We start from the raw sequence: 14831 nt of genomic DNA on the forward strand, positions 1-14831 counted from the left end.
GCTAGGAGTAAACTAACTGGTTAACTTACTTATTTAAGTTAAGCAGTTAAAGTCTCTGCATCGACTTATTTATTGTCTAAGTCTCATGTGCTTGGCCACCAAGAATGGACTGTAGTTGTCTGTATTTACCCGCGTATCTCGTCAGTAATACGGACTATTTGCATAGCGCTTATCACTGACAATATAAATATCAGCTGCGTTTACTATTATTCTACAACCTCAACTACTGCGGTCTTCTATCATCATGTTATACATCAGATGAGTCATAAGTTAACCGGCGGATAAAACAGGCGGTTATATAATTAAATATCCATCACCATGATGGCATTCAACTTACTATGAGCTGTCTTGAATAAATACATGACTGGTATGGCGAATTGACAGTATTTAGCGATAATTTGACAGTTAATTGATGTTTTTATTAAGAAATTAACAACTCGCTAATACTAATCAAACTATAAGTCCACTACCAAATGTATTCAAACCGTACGGCTACGTAACTGCAATTTGCCATATTTTTGTACTAATTACTAGAAATTTCTTTATAGACGGTAGATATATTCCATATTTTATTTAGCAGATACATTAGTAAGATTTGGTTTATGTATAAATAATTGTTTGTACTTCCATAACATTTAGTCTGATTGCGCCAGACTGCTAGATTTTTGCTCTATATCTATCATGGTAAAAACACGTTATCGTTGGCACTATGCGGTTGTGTTTTGGTAACGGTCAATTGTAAAAAGCCGTATATAACGCCATCATTAGGACAACTTCTTTTGATATCATGCTGATAGAGTGATGCGCAGATATACAATATATAGAGCGTATGACTGCCGTATGAATACCAAGAAAACTTAAAAATATTAAAAACGTGGTACTGGATATTTGTTATTTATCATTATTAGGAGAATCAACAATGACGCGTAAATCTATTATGAAGCCGCTGTTGCTAGCCGCTTTATTGACAACTTCTACGGTTGGTCTCAGCGGCTGTGGCTACAACAACCTGCAAGCACAAGATGAGCAGGTCACTGCTTCATGGTCAGAAGTGGTTAACCAGTATCAGCGCCGTTCTGATTTGGTGCCAAACTTAGTCAAAGTCGTACAGCAGTATGCCGAGCAAGAGCAAGAAGTCTTCACCCAAGTGGCAGAAGCTCGCTCACGTGCGGGCGGTATCACGGTGACGCCAGAAGTGCTTAATGATCCAGAAGCGATGGAGCGTTATGCAGCAGCGCAAGAGCAGATGACAGGTGCATTGTCACGTTTGATGGCAGTATCTGAGCGTTATCCAGATCTAAAGTCAGATGCATTGTTTCAGGACCTGCAAGCGCAGTTAGAAGGTACTGAGAACCGTATTGCTGTGGCTCGTAACCGCTATATCCAAGAAGTGCAGGGATACAATACAACGGTACGTCAGTTCCCAACCAACATCACCGCAAAAGTATTTGGGATGGACACTAAGCCCAACTTTAGTGTGGCAAACGAAGAGGCGATTTCAACCGCACCAAGTGTTGATTTTGGCGATTCTGCAGAAAAGTCTGCTGAATAAAATTTAAAATGAACGTGACGACAGAGCAGCATAGGCAGCTCTGTTCATTTAGCTAATGGTTTGTCAATGATTAGTTAGAGTCTATCAATTGGTAAAGATGTTATCTGAGGTGGTATAGATTAGATGAATAATTCAAAAGCAATCTTATCAGCATTACTGTTTACGTTAGGTGTCGTCAGCGTGCCTGCATTGCACGCTGCACCCAATGATACAGCGGTGGCGACAGATAGCACCTCGGATCTGCAAAATCGTAGTGTCGAAGAGTTGGTGGCTGTCGCTAAAGCAGGCGAGTCTAACGAAGCAATCAATGATGCTGTATTAAACAACGATGCTATTAATGGGGCAGTGCTCGGCAACGACGCTATCAATCAAAACGCAGATAACCAAAGCACCGCCAATGTTCAAACAACCGCTCAGCCACCTGTACGCTCCAGTGCCGAGGGTGTTGACGCTGATAAGTTGATACTCAATGAACCAGTCGTTGATCAGGCCAATATCCTAAATCCTCAAGAGAAGCTACGTCTAGAAGCGCAGCTTAGAAGTATTTATCAGCAGGGATTAGCACAAGCAGCAGTGGTTATCGTCCCGACTACCAATGGCGTACCAATATTTGATTATGCCTTGCAAGTTGCTGAGAAGTGGGAATTGGGTGATGAAGCTATCGATGATGGTCTGCTGATGGTCGTCGCTGTCAATGATCGTGATATGTATATCTTAACTGGTTACGGATTAGAAGGCGTCTTACCTGATGCGGCAGTCAATCGTGTCATTCGCGAAGATATCACACCGTTATTTAAGCAAAATAACTATGGCGCAGGGATAATCGCTGGCGTTGAAGCGCTCAAAACGCGCTTAACTGCTGATCCTGAAGTCTTAGCCCGTGCTGATGCACAAGCCGCAGAACGTACTGCCCAGCAAAGCTCAGACGAGCTGCCATCACCTATTTTCTTATTTATCATGGCGATGATTTTTGGTAGCTTTATTACTAATATATTGGGCCGAGTATTTGGTTCTATTATTACCGCTGGCGGGTTTTTTGCAGGTTCGATAGCCTTAGGCGGCGGTTTCTTCATGACGCTGATTATGGCAATCTTTATCTGGATGTTTTTGATCTCACGCGGCGGTGGTGGTGGAAAAGGCGGCGGCGGTAAAGGTGGGCGCAGAGGCGGCATGATTTTCTTACCCGGTATGGGCGGTGGTAGTGGAGGCGGCTTTGGCGGTGGTGGTTTCGGAGGAGGCGGTTTTGGCGGCGGCGGCGGTGGTTTCGGCGGCGGCGGTGCAGGTGGCTCGTGGTAATTATTCCACACACTCAAACAAAATAAACTCTACATAACCATCGAAAACGACGTACTTGAGGAAATAATATAATGGTAGAAGACAACGCTTCAAACCCCAGTTTTGCCCGCTGGTGGCGTCAAGTTTTGTTCGTCCCTTTATTACATAGTAAGTGGCTAACAACAGAATCCAAAGCACGCCTAACAGATGCTGTGACACGAGCTGAGCGTGGGCATCGTGGTGAGGTGTTCTTAATTGTAGAAAACCATTTGCCTATCCAAGAAGCCTATCGCATGAACTGCCGTGAGCGTGCGATTGATTTGTTTAGCGAATATCGCGTCTGGGATACCGAAGAAAATACGGGCGTCTTGATCTATGTCAATGTATGCGAGCGTAAACTAGAGATTGTCGCAGACCGAGGTATCAGCGCTCACGTTAGTCCAACGGTATGGAATGCAATGTGTGAAAAGGCAGTATCTGGTATCGCTACCCAAAAGACAGAAGAGAGTTTGGCTGAACTGCTGGATGAAGTGGGGCAGGTGCTACGTCAATATTATCATTTAGAGCACGATCCAGAAGGCAATGAGCTGTCTGATACAGTGGTATTTTTAAAGTAGTTCGCGCCTTATACGGTTTTATTAAGAAGGTTGCTTTTATCAGTAGCTTATCTATACGGTCAAAGGGTTTTGTTTTAGGCGATATGCTTTTAGTGTTAAAATGATTTTTCTGAGACAGATAACGCCTCATATATGCATGGTTTGATTATCCTACTGTGCAACATTTACTATAGCTCGTCTCGATAACACCATTATTGGAATACTATGATTGAATTAATAAAGAAACTGCCGAAAGCTGAACTTCATCTACATATTGAAGGTTCGCTAGAGCCTGAGCTGATGTTTAGATTGGCCAAAAAGAACAATGTAGAGATACCTTATGACAGCGTAGAAGACGTGCGCGCCGCCTATAACTTTAACAATCTTCAAAGTTTTTTAGATATTTACTATGCCGGCGCAAATGTTTTACTGACCAAAGATGATTTCTATGATTTGACATGGGAATATATTCTTAAATGTGTTGAAGATAATGTCATTCACACAGAGATATTCTTTGATCCGCAGACGCATACTGAACGCGGCGTACCTTTTGAAGCAGTCATCACAGGTATCAAAGAAGCACTTGCAGATGCTAAAGCAAAATATGGTATTACATCATGCATCATCATGTGTTTCTTGCGTCATTTATCGCAAGAAGAAGCGTTTGAGACATTAGAGCAAGCACTAAAGTATAAAGACGACATCATCGGTGTTGGTCTTGATTCATCAGAGTTGGGTAACCCACCATCGAAATTCAAAGAAGTCTTCCAAAAAGCCAAAGAAGAAGGCTTTAAGTTGGTCGCTCATGCAGGCGAAGAAGCAGACTTCTCGTACATCTACGAAGCGCTAGACTTACTGAATATCAATAGAATCGATCATGGTGTGCAATCTATAAAAAGCCCAGAATTGATGCAAAGACTTAAAGATGAGCAGATGCCACTGACTGTTTGCCCGAACTCGAATATTGAGCTAAAAGTCTTTGAGACTTATAAAGAGCACAATATCAAAGAGCTTTTAGACTATGGTCTAAATATCAGCGTCAACTCAGATGATCCTGCGTACTTCAAAGGCTATGTGAATCAAAACTTTATCAACCTCTATGAAAATTTACCAATTACGGAAGACGATGTTATTACATTAGTAAAAAACTCGTTTAAATCGGCATTTATCAGTGATGAGTTAAAAGAAGCTTACTTGGCGAGAGTTGATCTTGCATTAAAATAAGCTACAACGAGTTTGTTTTTAGTAGTAAAGGCTTAACGTTTTATATAAATCGTTAAGCCTTTTTTATCATCTATTATTCAGTAACACCTATAAATAGTAGTGTTTATAAAGTAGTAATCTCTCCTACAAGCAGCGGCAAAACGATTCCAGCCTTTTCTGCTAATGTGATATCGACGATGGTATTTGGCGTTGGGTCAGGGTTTATCTCAATAATTTGCGCGCCATTTTGTTTTGCTAACTGTGCCAATCCAGCAGCAGGGTAAACCAAGCTTGATGTACCGATACTGATAAATACTTCGCAATTAGCCGCAGCATCTTCGGCAGTCTGCCATGCCTGTACAGGTAGAGCTTCGCCAAACCAAACAATATCTGGTCTAATATAACCGTCGCAATGCGGACAGCTAAGCAGTGATTCATCAAAACTCATGGTGCCTTGATTATCGTACGATGCTCTCGATTGAACTTGATAAGGTATCTCACACTGACCACAGCGGTTGCGCCACAGATGACCATGCAGGTGAGTCACTGCGCTACCAGCTTGCTCGTGCAAATCATCGACATTTTGGGTAATGAGTGTCACTTGCTGATCGAAGGTTTGCACATGATACTGCCATTGAGCCAACGCATGATGGGCTGGATTTGGCGCTTTGTCTGCGACCATTTGCCGACGCCATTGATACCATGACCACACCAACTTTGGATCACGAGTAAACGCCTCAGGGGTTGCCAAGTCTTCGACACCGTAGTTCTCCCACAGCCCTGTTTGCTTATCCCTAAACGTTGGGATGCCGCTTTCTGCTGAAATGCCAGCCCCAGTCAAAATGCAGATACGCTGTTTGGATGCCAGTAGTTGTGCTGCAAGTTTTACTTCTGCTATTAACGCTGGTGATAATTCTGCTAACATGAGCCAACCCTTGCTAATAATGGATGTTTTTACTTATGATAGACGGAATTTGGTGGCTTGTCATATTGTTCGCTGTCATCGCAGTTTTATGGTTCGTGGCAAAATCGCGCGGTGCAAAAGTAGGCGAAAAGCATAGCGGCGCAAAATCAAAAAATGCAACACCGAATGATGCGCTGCAAAAAACATCAGCGATATTAAAACAGCATTTTTCTGATTATCGAGTCACACGTAAGGCAAATCATTTGCTCGTTAGCAAACAAGACAAAAAAATTGCGATGATTACGATTGATAAAAAGATTGCTGAGGGTCAGCGCCGTTTGGGTGATGTGCCAGTGATTAATTATCACCGTATACCTAGCCGTGCTCAGCTAACAGCTAACTTACAAGATGCAGAGTAAGTTATATATAGATGAGAGCACTAGAAATATATAAGCACAGAAAAACCGCAAACATTTTGAAGTGTAGGTTTGATTAGTATAGGTAGTTTAAGATAGTACTAAGGGAAGGGTAGAGCGAGGCTATAAACAATATGATTGGTGCGCTCGGCGGGAGTCAATCATAATGTATTAAGCCTTTGTAAATAAGGGTTTTATGATTAATGATAATTATTTTAACAACGGATTTAACAACATTTTATAGTTGTTACTCTCGGATTGTGACGTGGCAACTTATGCATAGCTGTTTACAAAATAATTGTGCTAATGAAAGTAAATTATCTGATTTCAGCAATTAGCGTCTTATAAGCTGACTCGATCCATGCTTGCTCACTAGAGTAACCACGTAGTAAAGGATCAAAATCAAATCTATTAGTTTCAAAAGTGGTCTTTGCAAGGTTATTCTCTAGTATGTATTCAAGGTCTTGAACTAAGCTGTTTAATACTTCCATATTCTCATGACTCGCGAAACGTAATAGTACGTCTTTATCATCAGCGCTAGGGTCGGAGTACTCTGCCCACCACTCTTGATAGAAGTAGGCATTCATTAGATATATAAATGTATTAATCATAACTTCCCATAGCCCATTATCTTTGTAATCGTCACTTTCGTCACGCTTCCATGTTTATATCGTCAATTTATGATTTTACCTAATCAGTAGTATATGCATAAGTGTTTGTATTGTATGATTAAATTTTAAATAAATAGCTTTTTTATATGCGTAAAACAGGCCTCTGGGGGTGACGAAAAATGACGAAAACACCGTTATATAAGGATAGGGTACTATGAATAGTATCTATGCTATCTTTATATTGATTTGATTTTTATCAACAACACCTGCCATGTCTGTAACTCACCTTTAAATCTGATATAGTTCTCAGTATCATACTGAACATTTATTTATTCTAGCTCTTTATAGTAGCATTCAACCTTGCTCAACAACCAAAAGATACTCCCATGACCAAAAACTTTTCTCAAACAGCGGCTTTCATCTGGTCTGTCGCTGACCTATTGCGCGGTGACTTTAAGCAATCTCAATACGGCCGCATCATCTTGCCATTCACACTACTGCGCCGCCTAGAGTGCGTATTATCAGAGACCAAAGCCGCTGTGGTTGCGGAGAGTCAACGCATTGCTGAGATGGGATTGCCTGAAGAAGCGCAAGAGAAGTTCATCATTCGTGCCAGCAAGCGACCGTTCTACAATATCTCGCCGATGGACTTAAGCAAGATGGGTCAAAGCGATATCAAAGATAACCTCAACACTTACGTGCAATCTTTCTCTAAGGACGCGCGTGAGATATTTGAACACTTCAAGTTTGAAGAGTTTATCGGGCAACTGGCTGATGCCAACTTACTGTATAAAGTGGTGCAGAAGTTCGCCAATACCGATCTTAGCCCTGAAGCGATATCTAACCACGAAATGGGCTTTGTGTTTGAAGAACTGATCCGCCGCTTTGCTGAAAGTTCTAACGAAACCGCAGGGGAGCATTTTACCCCTCGCGATATCGTGCGCCTAACTACCTCATTGGTATTTATGGAAGATGATGACGCGCTAACCAAAGACGGTATCATTCGCACCATTTATGACCCTACAGCGGGTACAGGCGGCTTCCTATCATCTGGTATGGAATACGTGCTAGAGCTAAACCCTGATGCGGTCATGCGTACCTACGGGCAGGAGCTAAACCCTGAGTCTTATGCCATCTGTAAAGCCGATATGCTGATCAAAGGGCAAGAGGTGAATAACATTAAGCTGGGCAATACCTTGTCTAGTGATCAGCTGGTCGCTGAGAAGTTCGACTACATGCTATCGAATCCACCGTTTGGGGTAGATTGGAAAAAGATATCAGGTGAGATCAAAGACGAGCACGAGCAAAAAGGCTTTGACGGTCGCTTTGGGGCTGGCTTGCCACGCGTATCTGATGGTTCGCTATTGTTCTTGATGCATTTGATTAGCAAGATGCGTCCGATTACTGATCATGCTAAAGATGAAGATAACAGCAGCAATCAGGGCAGCCGTATCGGTATTATCTTAAATGGTTCACCACTATTTACGGGCGGCGCAGGCAGTGGCGAGAGTGAGATTCGCCGTTATATCCTTGAGGCCGATTTGCTAGAGGCCATTATCGCTCTGCCTACCGATATGTTTTACAACACGGGTATCGCCACCTATGTATGGGTATTAAGCAATAAGAAAGCGCCTGAGCGTAAAGGTCGTGTGCAATTGATTGATGGCAGTAACCTATACGGCAAGATGCGTAAATCACTTGGCTCAAAGCGTAATGAGATGAGCGATGACGATATCAAGACCATTATCCGTAGCTTTGGTGACTTTGAGGTAGTTGATGCGCGCGTGCTAGATAAGCCAGAAGAGGTGAAGTCTAACCGTGGCCGTCAGTCCGCCAATCCTAAAGCCGAACCTGCCAAGACCTTTGCCAGTAAGATATTTGCCACTCATGAGTTTGGCTATCGCCGTATCACCATTGAGCGTCCGCTTCGTCTATCGGCTCAGTTATCTGACGATGCTATCGAAACCTTACGTTATGCCTCTAAACCGTTTGATATGGTCATGCCAGCACTGTATGAGGCATTTGGTAGTGAGTGGACGACTGACAGCTATGGCGACTTATCAGCGGTCATCTTAGAAGCGCGTGCAATGATTAAAGCCGACTTCTCTGAGTTGAAAGAAAAGCAAATTAAAGATGTGCTCGATGCCAAGCTTTGGCAAGATCAGCTTGAGATCATGAATAAAGCTAAAGCCTTGCAAACGGCTATTGGTAACGGTCAATTCGATGATTTTAATGAGTTTGAAAAGGTGTTTAAACAAGCGTTAAAAGACATTGATGTAAGTCTAGATAGCAAAGAGAAAAAGCAGCTGATGGATGCTACCACTTGGAAAAACCCTGAAGCAGAACCCGTCATCAAAAAAGCGGTCAAGGTTGAAAGTCCGATTTACGGTGCGTTTAGCTACAAACCTACCGCAACTCATCAACAAGCAGACAAGCCAGCCAAAATTGTAGAGTTCCAAACAGACAGCGACCTACGTGATTATGAAAACGTGCCGCTGAACCCTAAAGTGACCACCACGGAGCTGATTGAAAGTTACTTCGCCCGTGAAGTACAGCCGCATGTGCCTGATGCGTGGATCAATAGCGACAAGACAGATGCCATTGATGAAGAGGTTGGCATTGTCGGCTTTGAGATACCGTTTAACCGTCATTTCTATGTGTATGAGCCACCGCGTCCGTTACAAGAGATCGATGCAGACTTAGATGCTGTTAGCACTGAGATTATGCAGTTATTGGGTGAGGTGCATTCGTAATGGCTGAAAAGTATTTAGCTTATCCAGAATATAAAAATACAGATTCGGAATGGGTATCTGAAATCCCTGTTCATTGGGAGCCGATCTTATTCAAAAGAGTCATTATTCAAATAAAGGATGGAACACACGGGACTCATGCAAGAGTGAGTGAAGGCTTTCCCTTCTTAAGTGCCAAGAATGTGCTGCATAAAGGAGTAGAAATAAGTGATTCTGAGAGTATGGTTTCAGAAAAAGATTATAAAGAAATTACAGCGAATGGGTTTCCTAAAAAAGGTGATCTATTAATTACATGTGTAGGTACTATTGGACGTACATGTGTTTATGAGTTTGACAAACCTTATGCATTTCAACGAAGTGTTGCTTTTCTTCGTCTTTCAGACTTGGCAGAGCCAAAATTTTATAAGTATTTTGTAGAATCAAAAAATTACCAGTCTCAATTGGAAGCTAATTCTAAAGCAAGTGCTCAAAGCGGTGTTTATATGGGTGATCTGGTTAGCACTTCAACAGTTCTTTTACCAAAAGATGAACAAAAAAGCATCGCCAATTTTCTCGATTACCAAACCGCCCAAATCGATACCTTAATTGAGAAGCAGCAAACCCTTATCCAGCTGCTAAAAGAAAAGCGACAAGCGGTGATCAGTCATGCGGTGACCAAAGGTTTAAACCCTAATGCACCGATGAAAGATTCGGGCGTCGAGTGGTTGGGGGATGTGCCAGAACATTGGGAGGTCGGTCGCCTAAAAAATGTTTTAAGAATTCGTAACGGTCGGGATTATAAAGAGGTAGAAGTAGAAAGTGGTGGCTATCCTGTTTATGGATCGGGTGGGATTTTCAAGCGTAGTTCGGATTACTTATTTGATGGTGAGTCCGTACTATTTGGTAGAAAAGGGACTATTGATAAACCTCTATTAGTTTCAGGAAAGTTTTGGACAGTAGATACTATGTTCTATAGTGAAGTTTCCAATAATGCCAAACCTGAATATGTTTATCACCAAGCATTATTGTTCCCTTTTGATAAGCTTTCAACAAACACTGCATTACCAAGTATGACCCAAGAAGACTTATTAAATTTAGGCTTTGTTATTCCACCATTTGATGAGCAAAAAGAAATCTGCCAATACTTAAGTAATAAGCTAAATGTGTTTTCAAATTTGGTGAGTAAAGCTGAACAAACCATTCAACTCATGCAAGAGCGCCGCAGTGCTTTAATTTCCGCTGCTGTTACGGGTAAGATTGATGTGCGGGGCTGGCAGGCGTCTGAGTAGTTAGTAATGTACAGGTTAAGTAGTTTTTACGCTTAATGTATATTAGAGAATTTATTTTACTTAACTCACTAGGTATAAGCATGAATAAAGAATTTAAATATGATTCCGATGAATTTGAGAAACAAGCTCAAAGATTTATTATCCCACTTTACTTAAAAGATGAACTCGGCAACTATGAGTATTCCTCTACAGGAACATATATCGAGTATAACTCTCTGTTCTATTTAGTTTGTGCAGCTCATGCTATTTCAGACAAAGAAAGTTTGGAAGACTTACATTGGTTATCAGCTTCAGGTGAAATGATAGGTGTATTGTCAGAGTCATTTTATTATAAGGTATTTAGAGAAGATGATATTATCATCGTAGATTATTTTAACAAAAAAAATAATAACAGAAACTATTTTAATTTAAATTACCAACTGAATCCCGCTGAGATTAGTAGTTACTTTTTCGATGGTTTTTATTGGATTGGTTTTCCTAATAGTTGGAATAAACTTAAAAAAATCTCTAAAACTAAGAGTTCTGAAATGCTCAAACAATCAAACTTTTATGAGAATGAAGTTAGTACTTACATGAAAAGCACTAAGTATTTTATGATGTCAGCAATGAGTGTCAAAACTGATAGTTATGATTATTTAAAAGGTTTAATCTTCACTAAAAATTTAGAGCTAAAATATAAAGGTAGAATAAGTGATGCGCCTAGTCTTAAGGGTATGAGTGGTGGAGCATTCTTCACAACTTTTATTGCAAACTCTGTACATCATAAATTTGATGGAGTTGAAAAATCATTTATATTTCTTGGTATAGGATTAGAACGCAATAAAGATAATATTGTAAAAGGAGTTTCTAAGAAAAGACTAATAGAGATTTTCAATGAGTATCTATCTGAACATCCTTTAGAGTTTAAAATTGTTGATAGCAATCAATAAGAAGAATCACGCTATGACTCAGATCAGTAATGCTATGAACGCCCAAGATATCACCTATGAATCTGTCTTCCAAGCCGATATCGTCAGTCAACTGCAAGCGCACGGCTGGCAAGTAGGTCATGCCAGCGGCTATCAGGCAGAGACCGCACTATACGAGCAAGACGTGCTCGACTTTGTGAAGACTACCCAGCCGCAGGAATGGGGGAAGTTTTGCCGTACTTTTCCTATCGACTCAGAGCGCCACTTTATCAGCGCATTGGTGAAGCAGCTTAATAAGGCCGATGAACACGCTACCGATAGAGCGTCGCGCACCTATGGCACCTTGGGCGTCTTACGTCATGGCCTAAAGATTCGTAACGCACGTTTTATTTTATGTCAGTTCAAGCCTGAGCATAGTCTCAATCCTGAGACTATGGCACGCTATGAGTCCAATATCTGCCGTGTCGTCCCTGAAGTGGTGTATAGCCCTTATACAAGTCCTAAAGACGGTGCTGACGCTAATAGCAAGGTCGCTAAACGTAACCGTATCGATATCGTGCTATTCGTCAATGGATTGCCAGTCACTACAATGGAGCTAAAGTCCGAGTTTAAGCAAGCGGTACAAAATGCCATTACTCAGTATAAGAAGACACGCCTGCCGAAAGACCCTGATACTAAGAAACCTGAGCCGCTGCTGACCTTTAAGCGCGGCGCACTCGTTCACTTTGCCGTCAGTCAATATGAAGTCTATATGACCACTAGGCTGGCAGGTGACAGCACGTACTTCTTGCCGTTTAATAAAGGTACTATTGAGGGCGGCGCGGGTAATAGTATCCCCAGTGATAGCAGCCGTTATGCTACCGACTATCTATGGAATGAAGTACTTACCCCAGCCAATCTATTGGCTATTCTCGGCCACTTTATGCACTTGCAGATCGATGAGGAAGAGGACGCTATTGGGCGCAAGTCTAAAAAAGAGACCATGATGTTCCCGCGCTATCATCAGTGGGATGTGGTGACCAAGTTGGTTAATGCTGCTGTGTCTGAGGGCGCTGGTCAAAAGTACCTCATTCAGCATAGTGCAGGTTCAGGCAAGTCTAACTCTATTGCATGGACTGCCCATCAGCTATCTACCTTATACAACAGCGACGGCGATAAGCAATTTCACTCTGTTATTGTCATTACCGACCGTACTGTGCTCGATGACCAATTGCAGGACACCATCTATCAGTTTGAACATGCCGATGGCGTGGTGGGTAAGATCAATAGAAAAGAGAGTGACGGCTCAAAGTCTGAACAGCTTGCTAGCGCATTGGTCAACTCACAGCCGATCATTATCGTGACCATTCAAACCTTTCCTTTCGTACTCAAAGCCATTGAGGATTCAAGCGTACTCAAGTCGCGCCGCTACGCCATCATCGCTGATGAAGCGCATTCATCACAGACAGGTTCTACCGCACGCCAGCTTAAAGAAGTGTTGGTCTCAGGAGATATAGAGAGCAATGCTACTGAGAATGACGCGCCGCTATCTAGCGAAGATATATTAGATGCCACGCTTGCCGCACGCCGTAGCAGTCCCAACCTCAGCTACTATGCCTTTACTGCCACGCCTAAGCCAAAAACTATTGAGCTATTCGGACGTCTGCCCAATCCTGACTTGCCAGCCTCAAAAGATAACCTACCCGCCGCTTATCATGTCTACTCCATGCGCCAAGCAATTGAAGAAGGCTTTATCCTAGATGTGCTTAAAAACTACACCAACTATAAAGTTGTTTATCAGCTTAAGCAAAAGCTGGCCGCTGCTGATGATGAGGTCGATGCCCGCCGCGCCAAGATTAAGCTTAATAATTGGGTACGCTTACATGAGCACAATATCGCGCAGAAGGTTAAGATCATCATTGAGCACTTTAATGACAATATTAAAGGCTTATTAGGCGGCCAAGCCAAAGCCATGGTAGTGACAGGCTCACGTAAGGAAGCAGTACGCTACAAAATCGCTTTTGATAACTATATCGCTGATTACGGTTATAGAAACATCAATGCTATGGTCGCGTTCTCAGGTGAAGTCACCTTTAACGACAATGACCCTGATAGCGGCGCATTACTTGGTGAGAAGTTCACTGAGCACAATATGAATATCGGGTTAAAAGGCCGCGATCTGCGTAAAGCCTTTGACAGTGATGACTATCAAGTGATGCTAGTGGCTAACAAGTTCCAGACAGGCTTTGACCAACCGAAACTGTGCGCCATGTACGTCGATAAGAAACTGACAGGTGTGGACTGCGTACAGACCCTCTCACGGCTGAATCGTACCTATAAAGGTAAGGCTGAGAGCGGTACGTTTGTGCTCGATTTCTTTAATGATCCTAACGATATTCTTGAAGCCTTCCAGCCATACTATGAGACCGCAACCTTAGCGGATGTGTCTGACCCTGATCAGGTGTTTGACCTTTATGAGAAACTGCGTGCCAGCGGTATCTTCTTGTGGCATGAGGTAGAACAATTTGTTGAGGCCTTCTATAGTAAGAACAAGTCTAATGCTGCCATTAGTAATATCTGCAAGCCTGCGGTCGAGCGTTGGCAAAAGCAATATAAGCTAGCACGTGAGCAAGCACAGCACGCCAAAGTGATGTTAGAGCGTACCAAAGCCACGGGTGATGTGGTGCTGATGACCAATGCTGAGAATGACTACAAAGGTTTTAAGACCGATCAAGACGCGCTGGAAATCTTTAAAAAGGACTTAGGCACCTTTACCCGCCAGTATGAGTTTATGTCGCAAATCGTGGACTATGACGATAAAGAGTTAGAGAAGCTGAGCCTATACGCGCGTAACCTACAGCCGATGCTACGTGAAAGCATGGACAATGAAGATGAGGTTGATCTAAGTAACATCGTCATGAGTCATTACCGCGTCTCAAAGCTGCACCAGCAAGATCTAAAGCTACAAGAGGGCAGTGGTGAGCTGGAAGCTGGCAGCGGTGCTGGTACAGCCACGCCTAAGGACAAAAAAGAAGAGCTATTATCAAAAGTCATCAATCGATTGAACGAGGTATTTGCTGGCGAGGACTTTACCGATAAGGACAAAGTGAACTTTATGAATACAATTTGGGATAAAGTCACAGAGAACGAGATCGTGGTCAAGCAGTTCACTAACAACAGTGTTGATCAGATTATGCTGGGTGGTTATCCAAACGCTGCCGAGGACGCTATGTTTGATGCTAAAGGTACGTTTGAAGATATGACCATGCATCTGCTGTCTAACCCGAATCAGTTTAAGCAGTTTATTCGATTGATGCTTGATACGAAGCTGGGTGATTAAAGGTTAGGTTTTTCACTTATAATAGATGT

At 42.4% G+C, this 14831-nt stretch carries 11 protein-coding genes; 9 read left to right on the top strand and 2 right to left on the bottom strand.

Features of this window, described 5'->3' with window-relative positions; translation table 11 throughout:
• Positions 1-919 precede the first annotated feature (919 nt).
• The 4 genes from ACHEVO_RS12350 (at position 920) to ACHEVO_RS12365 (ending at position 4647) form a co-directional block, all read left to right on the top strand.
• Entirely contained in the window at positions 920-1552 is a 633-nt protein-coding gene (locus ACHEVO_RS12350; protein ID WP_394125127.1) for a LemA family protein, read from the top strand.
• A gap of 123 nt (positions 1553-1675) precedes the next feature.
• Entirely contained in the window at positions 1676-2848 is a 1173-nt protein-coding gene (locus ACHEVO_RS12355) for a TPM domain-containing protein (RefSeq protein WP_394125128.1), read from the top strand.
• A 71-nt stretch (positions 2849-2919) separates the two neighbouring features.
• The gene (locus ACHEVO_RS12360) at positions 2920-3444 is read left to right on the top strand and encodes a TPM domain-containing protein (RefSeq protein WP_101204947.1); all 525 of its coding nucleotides are present in this window, start codon (positions 2920-2922) and stop codon (positions 3442-3444) included.
• A 204-nt stretch (positions 3445-3648) separates the two neighbouring features.
• Complete coding sequence (locus ACHEVO_RS12365) at positions 3649-4647, top strand: adenosine deaminase (protein WP_394125129.1); 999 nt, start codon at positions 3649-3651, stop codon at positions 4645-4647.
• Between the two features lie 103 nt (positions 4648-4750).
• Here the strand turns inward: ACHEVO_RS12365 and ACHEVO_RS12370 are convergent, their stop codons facing one another.
• Entirely contained in the window at positions 4751-5551 is an 801-nt protein-coding gene (locus ACHEVO_RS12370) for an SIR2 family NAD-dependent protein deacylase (RefSeq protein WP_394125130.1), read from the bottom strand.
• Between the two features lie 35 nt (positions 5552-5586).
• On the opposite strand from ACHEVO_RS12370, the gene ACHEVO_RS12375 reads away from it, so the two are divergent.
• Positions 5587-5949: a hypothetical protein gene (locus tag ACHEVO_RS12375; protein WP_394125131.1), complete on the top strand. Its 363-nt coding sequence runs from the start codon at positions 5587-5589 to the stop codon at positions 5947-5949.
• A 314-nt stretch (positions 5950-6263) separates the two neighbouring features.
• On the opposite strand, the gene ACHEVO_RS12380 is transcribed toward ACHEVO_RS12375, so the two are convergent.
• Positions 6264-6557 carry a contact-dependent growth inhibition system immunity protein gene (locus ACHEVO_RS12380; RefSeq protein ID WP_394125132.1) on the bottom strand — a complete coding sequence of 98 codons (294 nt, stop codon included), beginning with the start codon at positions 6555-6557 and terminating at the stop codon, positions 6264-6266.
• A 386-nt stretch (positions 6558-6943) separates the two neighbouring features.
• Here ACHEVO_RS12380 and ACHEVO_RS12385 point away from each other — a divergent pair, with 386 nt between their 5' ends.
• The 4 genes from ACHEVO_RS12385 to ACHEVO_RS12400 all read left to right on the top strand — a co-directional run bounded on the left by ACHEVO_RS12385 (position 6944) and on the right by ACHEVO_RS12400 (position 14802).
• Complete coding sequence (locus ACHEVO_RS12385; RefSeq protein WP_394125133.1) at positions 6944-9310, top strand: type I restriction-modification system subunit M; 2367 nt, start codon at positions 6944-6946, stop codon at positions 9308-9310.
• Entirely contained in the window at positions 9310-10575 is a 1266-nt protein-coding gene (locus ACHEVO_RS12390) for a restriction endonuclease subunit S (protein ID WP_394125134.1), read from the top strand. The genes ACHEVO_RS12385 and ACHEVO_RS12390 overlap by 1 nt, the downstream gene beginning before the upstream one ends.
• 80 nt (positions 10576-10655) lie before the next feature.
• Complete coding sequence (locus ACHEVO_RS12395; RefSeq protein WP_394125135.1) at positions 10656-11504, top strand: hypothetical protein; 849 nt, start codon at positions 10656-10658, stop codon at positions 11502-11504.
• Between the two features lie 13 nt (positions 11505-11517).
• Complete coding sequence (locus ACHEVO_RS12400; RefSeq protein ID WP_394125136.1) at positions 11518-14802, top strand: type I restriction endonuclease subunit R; 3285 nt, start codon at positions 11518-11520, stop codon at positions 14800-14802.
• Positions 14803-14831: the final 29 nt, after the last annotated feature.

Source organism: Psychrobacter nivimaris (assembly GCF_043419765.1).
GTDB lineage: Bacteria > Pseudomonadota > Gammaproteobacteria > Pseudomonadales > Moraxellaceae > Psychrobacter.